9 protein-coding genes are annotated in these 12968 nt (G+C 66.6%); 4 read left to right on the top strand and 5 right to left on the bottom strand.

Going from position 1 to position 12968, the window contains the following annotated elements:
* Positions 1–48 precede the first annotated feature (48 nt).
* Positions 49–2565 (bottom strand): ABC transporter permease, encoded by a 2517-nt coding sequence (locus WH303_RS06095; RefSeq protein ID WP_339517410.1) that lies wholly within the window; start codon positions 2563–2565, stop codon positions 49–51.
* Between the two features lie 310 nt (positions 2566–2875).
* Here WH303_RS06095 and WH303_RS06090 point away from each other — a divergent pair, with 310 nt between their 5' ends.
* Positions 2876–3901, top strand: coding sequence for a sensor domain-containing diguanylate cyclase (locus WH303_RS06090; RefSeq protein WP_339517409.1), 1026 nt, complete (start codon positions 2876–2878; stop codon positions 3899–3901).
* Between the two features lie 33 nt (positions 3902–3934).
* Here WH303_RS06090 and WH303_RS06085 read toward each other — a convergent pair whose 3' ends face one another.
* The 4 genes from WH303_RS06085 to apbC all read right to left on the bottom strand — a co-directional run bounded on the left by WH303_RS06085 (position 3935) and on the right by apbC (position 8654).
* The gene (locus tag WH303_RS06085; RefSeq protein WP_339517407.1) at positions 3935–4174 is read right to left on the bottom strand and encodes a hypothetical protein; all 240 of its coding nucleotides are present in this window, start codon (positions 4172–4174) and stop codon (positions 3935–3937) included.
* A gap of 47 nt (positions 4175–4221) precedes the next feature.
* Positions 4222–6513: an FdhF/YdeP family oxidoreductase gene (locus WH303_RS06080; protein ID WP_339517405.1), complete on the bottom strand. Its 2292-nt coding sequence runs from the start codon at positions 6511–6513 to the stop codon at positions 4222–4224.
* Between the two features lie 84 nt (positions 6514–6597).
* The gene (locus tag WH303_RS06075) at positions 6598–7563 is read right to left on the bottom strand and encodes a LysR family transcriptional regulator (RefSeq protein WP_339517403.1); all 966 of its coding nucleotides are present in this window, start codon (positions 7561–7563) and stop codon (positions 6598–6600) included.
* On the bottom strand, positions 7563–8654 hold the full coding sequence (gene apbC, locus WH303_RS06070) for an iron-sulfur cluster carrier protein ApbC (RefSeq protein WP_339517402.1): 1092 nt from the start codon (positions 8652–8654) through the stop codon (positions 7563–7565). The genes WH303_RS06075 and apbC overlap by 1 nt, the downstream gene beginning before the upstream one ends.
* 108 nt (positions 8655–8762) lie before the next feature.
* On the opposite strand from apbC, the gene WH303_RS06065 reads away from it, so the two are divergent.
* From WH303_RS06065 to metG, 3 genes are all read left to right on the top strand, one after another.
* A complete protein-coding gene (locus WH303_RS06065) occupies positions 8763–9341 on the top strand; it encodes a restriction endonuclease (protein WP_021026486.1) in 579 nt (192 codons plus the stop codon).
* Between the two features lie 83 nt (positions 9342–9424).
* On the top strand, positions 9425–10690 hold the full coding sequence (locus WH303_RS06060) for a patatin-like phospholipase family protein (protein ID WP_339517399.1): 1266 nt from the start codon (positions 9425–9427) through the stop codon (positions 10688–10690).
* Between the two features lie 123 nt (positions 10691–10813).
* A complete protein-coding gene (gene metG, locus WH303_RS06055) occupies positions 10814–12964 on the top strand; it encodes a methionine--tRNA ligase (protein WP_021026488.1) in 2151 nt (716 codons plus the stop codon).
* Positions 12965–12968 lie beyond the last annotated feature (4 nt).

Genomic DNA, 12968 nt, shown 5'->3' with positions numbered 1-12968 from the left:
CGCCCACAGTCCTGTCACCCGCGATATTACCGCTCTATGGCGCAGCATTCACACCGCTTCGCGCAAAGTCACGACGACCGGGCGGCGCAGCACCTCGCGCAGGCCCCACCAGCCTGCCACCAGCGCCAGCAAGGCGCCACAGGCGCCGCCGGCCAGCGGCACCCACCAGCGCGGCACCCAGGCAAAGTCAAACACAAACTGGGCCAATGCCCAACCAATGGCCATGGCCACCACGCTGGCCAGCACGCCGGCGAGCAGGCCCACACCGGCCAGCTCGGCGCGCTGCACCTGCTGGAGCAGCTGGCTGCGCGCGCCCACGGCACGCATGATCGCATACTCGCGGGCGCGCTCTTCGCGCGTCGCGGTGATCGCGGCAAACAGCACCACCAGGCCGGCGGCCAAGGTAAAGCCAAACAGGAACTCCACCGCGCGGATCACCTGGTTGAGCACCTGCTGGAGCTGGGCCACGGTGGCGCGCAGGTCCACATTGGTGATGTTGGGAAACTCGCGCACCAGGCCATTGTCAAAGCCCGCCGTATCGGGCGCGCGGTAGGCGGCCAGGTAGGTGACGGCCACCTCATTCATCTGCGCGACCGGGTACATGACAAAGAAATTCGCGCGCATCGAGCCCCAGTCCACCTTGCGCAGGCTGGTGATCGTGCTCTCGTGCTGCACGCCGCCCATGTCAAACAGCAGGCGGTCGCCCATCTTCAGGCCCAGGGTTTCGGCAATGCCCTCTTCGACGCTGACGCCACCGGCCTCGCCCGGCGTCCACCGGCCCTGCACGATCTGGTTGTGCTTCTGCAGCACATCGCTGTGGGAGATATTGAACTCGCGGTCGACCAGGCGCTTGGCGCGGTCTTCGCTGTAGTCGCCCGGGCCCACATCCTTGCCATTGATCTGGATGAGGCGGCCGCGAATCATCGGGTACCAGTCCCATTTGTCGATGCCGGCCTGGCGCAGGCGCTGCTGGAAGGCATCGGCCTGGTCCGGCATGATGTTGATGACAAAGCGGTTCATCGCATCGGGCGGCGTGGTCTGGCGCCAAGTCTGGATCAGGTCGGTGCGCAGCAGCACCAGCAGCACCAGCGCCATGAGGCCGACGGCCAGGCTGCTGACCTGCACCACGGCAAACCAGGGCCGGGCGGCGACCTGGCGCGTGGCCAGCAGCAGCCAGCGCGGCGCCGTGCGCTCATTCACCATGCGGCGCAGCAAGCTGATGGCCGCAGCGCTCAGCAGGCCAAACACCACGATCGCCATTGCAAAACCGCCCACCGCAATGCCGCCCAGCTTGGCATCACCGCTGACCAGCAGCAGCATCGCCGCAAAGCCCAGCACCCCCAGCAGCAGCACCGAGGCCGAGGCCGGGCGCAGGGCCCCCAGGTCACGGCGCAGCACGCGCAGCGGCGGCACCTGGGCCAGCTGCAGCACGGGCGGCAGGCCAAAGGCCAGCAGCAAGGTCATGCCCATGCCCACCCCCATCACCAGCGGCCAGCCACTGGCAGCGGGCAAGGTGACGGCCAGCAGGCCCGCCATCAGCCAGACAAACAGGTAGTGCATCGCGTAGCCCAGCGCCACGCCCAGCAGGCTGGCGGCCAGGCCCACGATGACAAACTCGACCACATAGGCGCCGGCAATGGCGCGCTGGGCCAGGCCCAGCACGCGCAGCAATGCCGCGCCATTGAGGTGGGCGCTGGCAAAGGTGCGCGCGGCCAAGGCCACGGCCACGGCCGACAGCAGCGCGGCCAGCAAGGCCACCAGGTTCAGGAACTTCTGCGCGCGCTCGAGCGTTTGCTCCATCTCGGGCCGGCCGCTTTGCAGCGACTCGATGCGCACGCCATGGCTGTGGGGCTGGGCCACTTCGGTCTCGGACCATTGCAGAAACTGCGCTGCTGCTGCGGGCTCACCGGCGACGGCAAAGCGGTACAGCAAGCGGCTGGCCGGCTGCACCAGGCCGGTGGCGGCCAGGTCGCTCCAGTCCAGCATCACGCGCGGAGAAAAGCCCAGAAAACCGGCGCCCCGGTCCGGCTCGATCGTCAGCACCCGGCCAATCGTGAAGCGCTTGTCGCCCAGCCACAGCACCGAGCCGGTCTTGAGGCCCAGGGCCTCGATCAGGCTCGGGTCCACCCAGACTTCGCCGGGCGCAGGAATATCGCGCGTCGGCGCATCGGGCTGGCCGGCAGCCGGAGCCGTGCGCAGGCTGCCGCGCAGCGGGTAGCCGGCCTGCACGGCCTTGAGACCCACCAGGCGCGTTTCACCGCCATCGGCATCGTCCGAGCGCGCCATCGTCGGGAAGGTGACCGTCGTCACACCCTGCAAACCCAGCGCCTGGGCCTTGTCGGCAAAGGCCGCTGGCGTGCTGTTGTCGCTCACCACCACGACGTCGCCGCCCAGCAGCTGGCTGGCATCGCGCTGCAGCCCCGCTTGCAGGCGGTCCGAGAAAAAGCTCACCGAGGTCAGCGCGGCCACCGCCAGCGCCACCGCAACCAACAAAAGCCGCAGCTCACCGGCACGCCAGTCGCGCAGCAATTGGCGCCAGCCCAACGCAAAAAAGTTGTGTTTCATGCAGCAAACATAACTGATGCGCGTTTACCCCCAGCCCTTGCCGGATTTCCCTGCGAGCCAGAGGCCGCGCACGCCCAGCAAAAGGCCTGCTGCAAGCAAGGTCATGACAGCACGAACCAGGCGCCGCCACAGCCTGTTGAGGGGAGAAACACCACGGCACGCCCTCAGGCACAACGCGGCCATCCACGCTTGCCCCCCTGGCCGGCAGATTTTGTAGACGCGCTCTGGTGCCGCCATTGAAAGAGATCATCCCCAAGCGGCCGATTGCGAGTTACGATATGAAACAGTAATCTCTCAACGAGCCATTCCTATGCAAGCCTTGATTTCACAATTGGGCCAGACGTTTGCCAAAGCTCGCAGTCTGGAGGAGCTGACGCGCCCCCTGCTGGAGATGCTGCAAAAAGTCACCAGTCTGGAATCCACCTACCTCACGCGCATTGACCTGGGCCAGCGTGTCCAGCAGGTGCTGTTCGCGCGCAATACCCAAAGCCTGCAGATTCCCGAGAACCTGAGCGTGCCTTGGGAAGACACCCTGTGCAAACGCGCCATCGATGAGAACTGCCTCTACACCGACGATGTCGGCCAGATCTGGGGCGACTCGCAGGCCGCGCAGGCGCTGGGCATCCAGACCTATGCCAGCACACCGGTCCACCTGTCGGACGGTGCGCTCTACGGCACGCTGTGCGGCGCCAGCGCATCACGCAAACCGCTGCAACGCGATACCCAGGATGTCATGCGCCTGTTTGCCCAGTTCCTGGGCCAGCAGGTCGAGCGCGAGCAGCTGCTCATCCAGATCCAGGTGCAAAACGAAGAGCTGCAGCGCCTGGCGCGCACCGATGCGCTGACCGGCCTACCCAACCGCCGCGCACTGATCGAGCAGCTCGACCAGCTGCAGGCCATTGCCCGCCGCCAGGAGCGCTATGTGCTCGTGGGCATGATCGACATGGATGGCTTCAAGGCCATCAACGACGGCTATGGCCATGAAGCGGGCGACCGTTTCTTGCAGCTGCTGTCCGACCAGATGCGCGAGGCCATGCGCGGCTCGGACCTGATCGCCCGCCAGGGCGGCGATGAGTTCGTTTTTGCCGGCCTGGGCCCCCACCTGCACGAGCCGATTGCGCCGGCGCTGAACGAAACACAGGCGCGCCTGTTTGCCAGCACGCGGGCCGAGTCGCTGTGCCTGGGCCAGGGCGTGAGCCTGAACTACACCGGCGCCAGCGTGGGCCTGGTGGCCGTCACGCCGGGCACCCATGCCGATACTGCATTGCAGCAGGCCGATCTGGCCATGTACCAGACCAAGCAGGCGCGCAAAGCCCGCCACCAGGTTGCGGCCTGACCTGGGCAACCACCAGAGGGCCTGAGGCGGCCCTCAAGCCTCGCTGGTCTGCGCCGCAGCCGCTGCGCCGGCCGCCGTCAGCGCCAGCATCCAGCGCCCCTCCACCGCCTGGGCCTGCACCCACGTAGGCTGCTGGGCCTGCTCCAGCAGCAGGTTGAGCATGGTCAGCTCGCGCAGCAGGCTGCTGGCAGCGGCATCCAGGTGCTTGGCGATGCGCACCAGCGGTACCTCCTGCCCGGTGCGGGCCTGCTCCTGTGCCAAAGCTTTGAGCATGCGCTGCGCCAGCGGCGATAGGGCCGGTGCGGCGTTCTGCCCGCCCATCACTGCTGCGCCTGGCCGGGCTCCAGCACCACGGGGATCGATTTGGAGGTGGGCGTGCCGGCATGCGCGGCCACGGCCGACAGCGGCACCAGCGGATTGGTCTCCGGGTAGTAGGCGGCGAGGTTGCCACGCGGAATGTCATAGGCCACCAGCTTGAAGCCCTCGACACAGCGCTGCTGGCCATCGTCCCAGACGGTGTGGATATTGACCCAGTCGCCATCGGCCAGGCCCAGCGCGCGGATGTCATCGGCATGGATGAACACCACCCGGCGCTGGCCAAACACGCCCCGGTAGCGGTCGTCCATGCCATAGATGGTGGTGTTGTACTGGTCGTGCGAGCGGGTGGTCAGCAAGGTGAACACCTGCTGGCCACGCAGCCGCACACGCGCCCGGTGCGTGGGGGTATCGACCGGCACCGCATGGGCGTGGAAGCTGGCCTTGCCGCTGGCCGTGGTCCAGATGCGCTCGCTGGCGGTGTTGCGCAGCCGAAAGCCACCGGGCACGGCTACGCGCTGGTTGAAGTCGGCAAAATCGGGGAAGACCTTGGCGATCTCGTCGCGGATCAGCGCGTAGTCGGCGGCCAGCGCCAGCCAGTCCACCCGGCTGCGCGCGCCCAGGGTGGCATGGGCCAGGCGCGCCACAATCGCCGGCTCGGACAGCAGATGGGCCGAGGCCGGCGGGTTCATACCCATCGACAGGTGCACCATGCTCATCGAATCCTCCACCGTCACGCCCTGGGGCTGGCCGTTTTGCAGGTCGATCTCGGTGCGGCCCAGGCAGGGCAGCAGCAAGGCCTCGCGACCATGGACCACATGGCTGCGGTTGAGCTTGGTGGTGACCTGCACGGTCAGCGCGCAGCGCTGCAGGCCTTTCCAGGTTTCATAGGTATCGGGCGTGGCCGCAGCAAAATTGCCCCCCAGTGCAAAAAACACCTGGGCCTGGCCATCGCGCATGCTGGCAATGGCGTCGACCGTGTCCATGCCGTGGGCGCGGGGCGGCGCAAAGCCATAGACCTCCTGCAGCCGGTCGAGCAAGGCCGCCGGCGGCTTTTCCCAAATGCCCATGCTGCGGTCGCCCTGCACATTGCTGTGGCCGCGCACCGGGCACGGCCCCGCTCCTGGCCGGCCGATATGGCCGCGCAGCAGCAGCAGGTTCAAAATCATCTGGATGGTGGCCACCGAATGCGCATGCTGGGTAATGCCCATGCCCCAGCAGGCAATCACCTTGTCCGCGCCCAGGTAGACCTCGGCGGCCGCCCGCATCTGCGCTTCACTCAGGCCCGATTCCTGCGCCAGCAGCGCCCAGTCCTCCTCGCGCAGGCTCTGCGCCAGCGCCTCAAAGCCAGTGGTGTGCGCAGCGATAAAGGCGTGGTCGAGCACACCGCCCCGCGCCGCCTCCTGCTCCAGCACATGCTTGAGCATGCCCCGCAGCGCTGCCAGGTCGCCGCCCACACGCAGCTGAAAGTAGTGCGTACTGATGGGGCTGGAGCCCAGGGTCGCCATCTCCAGCTTGTCCTGCGGATCGGCAAAGCGCTCCAGCCCGCGCTCGCGCAAGGGGTTGAAGCTGACAATGCGCGCGCCGCGTTTGTGCGCCTCGCGCAATTCGCCCAGCATGCGCGGGTGGTTGGTGCCCGGGTTCTGGCCAAAGATGAAGATCGCATCGGCCTGTTCAAAATCGGCCAGTGTCACCGTGCCCTTGCCCACGCCGATCTGCTCGCGCATCGCCGAGCCGCTGGGCTCGTGGCACATGTTGGAGCAATCGGGGAAGTTGTTGGTGCCGTACTCGCGCACAAACAGCTGGTAGAGAAAGGCCGCCTCGTTGCTCGCCCGGCCTGAGGTGTAGAACACCGCCTGGTCCGGGCTGGGCAGCGCGTTCAGGTGCTGGGCGATCAGCGCAAAGGCATCGTCCCAGGCAATCGGCAGGTAGTGGTCGCTGGCCGGGTCATAGACCATGGGCTGCGTCAGCCGGCCCTGGTCCTCCAGCCAGAAATCGCTGTGCTGGGCCAGCTCGCGCACGCTGTAGCGGGCAAACAGCTCGGGGCCCGCGCGCCGGGCCGTGGCCTCGGCGGCGACGGCCTTGACGCCGTTCTCGCAGAACTCGAAGGTCGAGGCATGGTTGCGGTCCGGCCAGGCGCAGCCCGGGCAGTCAAAGCCGTCGGGCTGGTTGGCCGACAGCAGCGTCTTGGCACCCTTGAGCGCGATGTCGTGGTGCAGCAATGTGTTCTTGACACTGTTCAAAGCGCCCCAGCCACCGGCTGGGCCTTTGTAGAAGGCGATTTTTTGTTCTTGCATGGCAGGGGCTCGGTGTAGCCCTGCATTTCAACGCGCTGGCCGCCAGGCGTCAAATTCAATGCCGCAATGCCAGCATTCGACAAACTATGGCTGGGGTGGCGGCGCAGCTGCGGCCAAAGCCCCGGCATGCTGCAGGCACTGCTGCTGCCATTCGTCCTGCGCCATCAGCGCGCGCGCCGCCTCCATCGCGGGCATGGCCTGCTGGGATTGCTGGTAGAGAAAGGCGACTTCGCTCTCGACCACCGGCTCGGCCAGTGGCCAAGCGCGCAGACCGGGCGTATGCCGCACGGTGGCCAGCACGGCGCCGGGCACAATGCTGGCCATCTGGCCCTCGCCCACCGCCTGCAGCAAGGCCTGGACCGAGTTGGTCTCCATGGCCGGCTGCACCAGCACCCCGACGGCCAGAAAGCTGCGCTCCACGATCTGGCGGTTGTGCATATCGGGCGTCAGCAGGCACAGCGGCTGCTGCGCGGCCTGGGCCCAGCCCAGGGGCTCGGCCGCATGCAGGGTATCGGCCACGCAGGCCGGTGCTGGCGCGGACTGCAGCAGGTAGTAGTGCTCCTGGTACTGGGGGGCGCAATGGGTGCGCGGGCGGCGGATGCGGTCGCTGTAGCCCAGCGCCAGGTCCAGGCTCAGCTCTTCGAGGCCGCGTTCAATATCGGGCGAACTCATCGCATGCAGCGCTGGCACCAGGCCCGGGTGCTGGCAGCGCAGCAGGCTGGCAAAGCGCAGCAGCATCGGCATGGCCGTGGGCACGGCCGCCATGCGCAGCTGCCCTTGCAGCTGGCCCGCCTGGGCGGAGAGGCGTTGGCGCAGGCGCGCCTCGCTTTGCAGCATCTCCAGTCCGGTTTGCAGTACCTGCTCGCCCTCGGGCGTGAAGCCGGCAAACACCCGGCCCCGGCGCACGATGGCCACGCCAAACTCGGCCTCCAGCGCGCGCAGCGCATTGGACAGGGCCGGCTGGGTGATGTGGCAGGCCTGGGCTGCCCGCGCGAAATGGCCATGCGCATGGAGCGCGGCCAGGTAGCGCATGGCAGCGAGCAGGTTCATCAGGTATTGCTGCTCACGGAGATGGTCGGGAACTTCGACGAGAAGTCCTTGGCCTGCTGCGCGATCTTGACGGCGATGCTGCGCGCCACCTGGCGGTAGATGGCGGCCACTTCGCTGTCGGGCGCCGCCACCACGGTGGGGGTGCCGCTGTCGGCCTGCTCGCGGATCTGCATCGACAGCGGCAGCGCACCCAGGTAGTCGAGCTTGTAGTCGGCTGCCATGTGCTTGCCGCCATCGGCGCCAAAGATATGTTCCACATGGCCGCAGTTGGTGCAGACATGCATGGCCATGTTCTCGATCACACCCAGGAGCGGCACGCCCACCTTCTCGAACATCTTGATGCCCTTGCGCGCATCGAGCAAGGCGATGTCCTGCGGCGTGGTGACGATCACCGCACCGGTCAGCGGCACGCGCTGGCTCAGTGTGAGCTGGATGTCGCCGGTGCCCGGTGGCATGTCGATCAGCAGGTAGTCCAGCCCCGCCCAGTTGGTCTGGCGCAGCATTTGCTCGAGCGCCTGCACGGCCATAGGCCCGCGCCAGATCATCGCCTGGTCCTGGTCGACCAAGAGGCCGATCGACATCACCTGCACGCCATGGTTGAGCTTGGGCTCCATGGTCTTGCCATCGCTGCTCTCGGGCTTGCCGTCCACGCCCATCATCATGGTCTGGCTGGGGCCGTAGATATCGGCATCCAGCACGCCGACGCTGGCGCCCTCGGCCGCCAGGGCCAGCGCCAAGTTGGCGGTGGTGGTGCTCTTGCCCACGCCGCCCTTGCCCGATGCCACCGCAATGATGTTCTTCACACCGGGAATCAGCGGCACACCGCGCTGCACCGCATGCGTGATCACCTTGTTGCTGATGCTCACCGAGACGTTGTCCACGCCCGGCACCGTCTTGGCCGCGGCCACGAACTGGCTGCGCAGCTGCGGCACCAGGCTTTTGGCGGGGTAACCCATCTCCACCTCAAAGGCGACATCGCCGCCATGGATCTGGAGGTTGCGCACGGCACGCGTGCTGACAAAATCTTTGCCCGTATGCGGGTCTTGGACGCTGGCCAGCGCGGCCAGTATCGTTGGTTCGGTCACTGTCATCGTGTTTTCTATTCCTGAGACAGCAATAAGTCTAGCGAACCGCGCTTGCCCTTGCGAACCAGCGACAATCTGGGCTTTTCCCCTGCACCTCTTGAAAGACCTGCACCCGTGAAACTGAAAATGGCCGAGAACTCCGTGTTTGCGATCTTGCTGCGCTCGTCGTGGTGGATCAGTGTGGTGGTCGGAGCCATCATCGTGGTGCTGTGCCTGGCGCTGCTGCCCAAGGACATCCGCTTTGTCGGCGCCGCCGGCAGCCTGCCTTTCCTCGTGATCGGCGCCATGGCCGCCAAGCGCCAGTGGAGCCAGCCCAGCGCGGCGGCCACCGAGGCGCTGCTGGCGCAGGCTGGCGCCATGTCCAGCCGCGATCTGCAGGCCTGGCTGAGCCGCGCCTGGCAGGCCGAGGGCTACGCCGTCACCACCCTGCAGCAAGGCGCGGCCGATCTGCAGCTGGCGCGCAACGGCCAGACCACCCTGGTGCAGACCAAGCGCAGCAAGGCCGGCGTGCATGGCATCGAGCCGCTGCGCGCGCTGCATGAGGCCGCCAGCCAAGCGGGCGCCGCCAGCGTCTATGTGCTGCTGCAAGGCGAGCTGAGCGACAACGCCCGCCTGTTTGCCCGTGACCAGAAAATCGTGCTGCTGCAGAACCTGGAGCTCGCGACCTTGCTGAAAAAGGGCGCGGCGCGCTGATGCGGCACTGCCCGCGCCGGCAGTAGCGGCTGGGCGACAGAGCCGCTTGGCGAAGGCCTGCAGTTTCGGCTATGGTGCAGGCCATGTCGCCCGCTCTGCACTACAGCCCCCATTCCGCGTCCACCGCCATCGTGCTCTCAGGCGGCGGCGCGCGTGCCGCCTACCAGGTGGGGGTGCTGCAGGCGCTCTCGCGCCTGCGCCAGAACGCCGGGGCCGACCATGAACCCACGCCCTTCCCCATTGCCGTGGGCACCTCGGCCGGCGCGATCAATGCCGCAGGTCTTGCCTGCGGCGCCGACCATTTCGACCTGGCCGTGCAGCGCCTGTCGCGGGTGTGGCGCAATTTCTCCACCAGCCAGGTCTACCGCGCCGATGCCTTTGGGGTGATGCGCAGCGGCGCGCGCTGGCTGAGCCTGTTGACCCTGGGCTGGGCGCTGACGCGCTGGCACCACAGCAAACCGCGCTCGCTGCTGGACAATGCGCCGCTTTTGGAGCTGCTCCAGGCCGAGCTGCCGCTGGAGAAAATCCCGCACCTGCTGCACAGCGGCAAGCTGTCGGCGCTGGCGATCACCGCATCGAGCTACACCACCGGCGAGCACATCACCTTCTATGAAGCCGGCCCGCATGTGCCTGCCTGGTCGCGCACGCAGCGCCGCGCCATCCAGGACCGCATCAGCCACCAGCACCTGATGGCCTCCTCGTCGATCCCCTTCATCTTTGCGCCCGCCGAGCTGATGCTGCGCGGCCAGTACAACTACCTGGGCGATGGTGCGATGCGCCAGACCGCGCCGCTGGCCCCGGCCGTGCACTTGGGCGCCCAGCGCATCGTCGTCGTCGGCGTGGGCCGCTCGCACGAGGTGCTGAACCTGCCCCAGGGCGAGCACCCGCCGTTCCCCTCGCTCGCCCAGGTGGCCGGCCATGCGCTGTCCACCATCTTTCTCGATGCGCTGTCGGTCGATGTGGAGCGGGCCCAGCGCATCAACCACACCTTGAGCCTGATCCCCGAGGCCGAGCGCGCCCGCAGCGCGCTGCGCCCGCTCGATCTGCTGGTGATCACGCCATCGCAGTCGCTCGATGCGTTGGCGCTGGAGCACCTGCAAGAACTCCCCACGCCGGTGCGGGCACTGCTGGGCGCGATGGGCGTGTCCGTGCACAGCCAGAACGTGGGCAGCGCGGCGCTGGCGAGCTATCTGCTGTTCGAGCCGGGCTACACCCGGGCGCTGATGGCGCTGGGCCGGGCCGACACCATGGCCCGGCGTGACGAGGTCTGCGCCTTTTTTGGCTGGGGCAGCCACGCAGCCGGCCCCGCCAATCCCCTGGTCGCGCGATCCGGCCCCGTAAGCGCCTAGAATTGCTCGGTTCTGGAGCGCCTTCGCGCGCGAGGGCTGGCAGCACGCCGCCCTCCCTGTGACCAGAATCCGCAACGGCCACCGGCCTGCGTCCTCTCTGTGATTAGAAAGTTCCGCAACCCTATGTCTCAACGAAAGATTTTCGTCACCACCGCCCTGCCGTATGCCAACGGCAACTTCCACATCGGCCACATCATGGAATACATCCAGGCCGATACCTGGGTGCGTGCGCAGCGAATGCAGGGCAATGCGGTCAACTTTGTCGGTGCTGATGACGCCCATGGCGCGCCCATCATGATTGCGGCCGAAAAAGCGGGCAAGACGCCCCAGCAGTTTGTTGCCGACATCGCCGCCGGCCGCAAGCAGTACCTCGACGGCTTCCACATCGGTTTTGACAACTGGAGCAATACCGACAGCCCCGAGAACCACGCGCTGTCCAAGCAGATCTACCTGGACCTGAAGGCCGCCGGCTTCATCGAGACGCGCACCATCGAGCAGTTCTTCGACCCCGAGAAGAACATGTTCCTGCCTGACCGTTTCATCAAGGGCGAGTGCCCACGCTGCCACGCCAAGGACCAGTACGGCGACAACTGCGAAGTCTGCAGCTCCGTCTATGCGCCCACCGACCTGATCAATCCCTACTCGGCGCTGTCCGGCGCCAAGCCGGTGATGAAGAGCTCGGAGCACTTCTTCTTCAAGCTGTCCGACCCGCGCGCAGTCGAGTTCCTGACCACCTGGACCCAGGACGGCCAGCATGTGCAGCCCGAGGTGGCCGCCAAGATCAAGGAATGGTTTGGCGTGCGCACCAACCCCGATGGCTCGACCAGCGAAGGCCTGGACGACTGGGACATCTCGCGCGATGCACCCTACTTCGGCATCGAGATCCCCGATGCACCGGGCAAGTACTTCTACGTCTGGCTCGATGCGCCGGTGGGCTACCTCGCCTCCCTCAAGGAGTTGCTGGGCAAGCGCGGCGAAGACTACGAGGCCTACATGGCTGACCCGGCGCTCGAGCAGTACCACTTCATCGGCAAGGACATCATCACCTTCCACACCTTGTTCTGGCCTGCGATGCTGAAGTTCAGCGGCCGCAAGACCCCGACCAAGATCTGCGTGCATGGCTTCCTCACCGTGAACAACGGCGAGAAGATGAGCAAGAGCCGGGGCACCGGCCTGGACCCACTCAAGTACCTGGCCCTCAAGATGAACCCCGAGTGGCTGCGCTACTACCTGGGCGCCAAGCTCAATGGCAAGAACGAGGACATCGACTTCACGGCCGAAGACTTCATGCTGCGCGTCAACTCCGACCTGATCGGCAAGTACGTGAACATCGCCTCGCGCGCTGCCGGCTTTATCAGCAAGCGCTTTGAAGGCCGGCTGGGCGCGGTGAGCGCCGATGGCCAGGAGCTGCTGGCGGTGCTGCGCGCGCAAAAGGAGGCGATTGTCGCCGCCTACGAGGTGCGCGACACCGCCCGTGCGGCCCGCGAGATCATGCTGCTGTGCGACAAGGTCAACAGCTATGTCGATGCCAACAAGCCCTGGGAGCTGGCCAAGAAGGAAGGCATGGAGCAGCGCCTGCACGATGTCTGCACGGTCTGCATCGAGGCCTTCCGCATACTGACGATCTACCTCAAGCCGATCCTGCCGGGCATCGCCGCCGAAGTGGCGAACTTCCTGATCGTGCCGCCCGAGCAATTTGGCGACGTGGCCAAGCCGCTGGGCGCTGGCCACCAGATTGGCGTCTACCAGCACCTGATGCAACGCGTGGACCCGCTGCAGCTCGAAGCGCTGTTCGAGACCCCTGCCAGCCAGGAAAAAGCTGCTGCCGCTGCAGCGCCTGCCAAGGCCAAGAAGGCCGAGAAAAAAGCCGAAGCCGTGGTGGACCCGAACGCCCCCGGCGGCGAGCCGCTGGCCGAGACCATCGGCATCGACGACTTTGCCCGCATTGACCTGCGCATTGCCAAGATTGTCGAATGCAAGGCCGTCGAAGGCTCGACCAAGCTGCTGCAGCTGACCCTGGATGTCGGTGAAAAGGGCGAGGACGGCCAGCCGAAGATGCGCAATGTGTTCAGCGGCATCAGCAGCATGTACACGCCCGAGCAGCTGCAAGGCAAGCTCACCGTGCTGGTCGCCAACCTGGCGCCGCGCAAGATGAAGTTCGGCATCTCCGAAGGCATGGTGCTGGCCGCCAGCCACGCAGACGAGAAGGCCCACCCCGGCATCTATGTGCTCGAGCCCTTCCCCGGCGCGCTGCCCGGCATGCGCATCCACTGATCTG

The organism is Comamonas sp. MYb69 (assembly GCF_037479315.1).
Taxonomy (GTDB): domain Bacteria; phylum Pseudomonadota; class Gammaproteobacteria; order Burkholderiales; family Burkholderiaceae_C; genus Comamonas.
The sequence above is the reverse complement of the archived record's forward strand: the minus strand, read 5'-3'. Positions and strand labels throughout refer to the sequence as shown.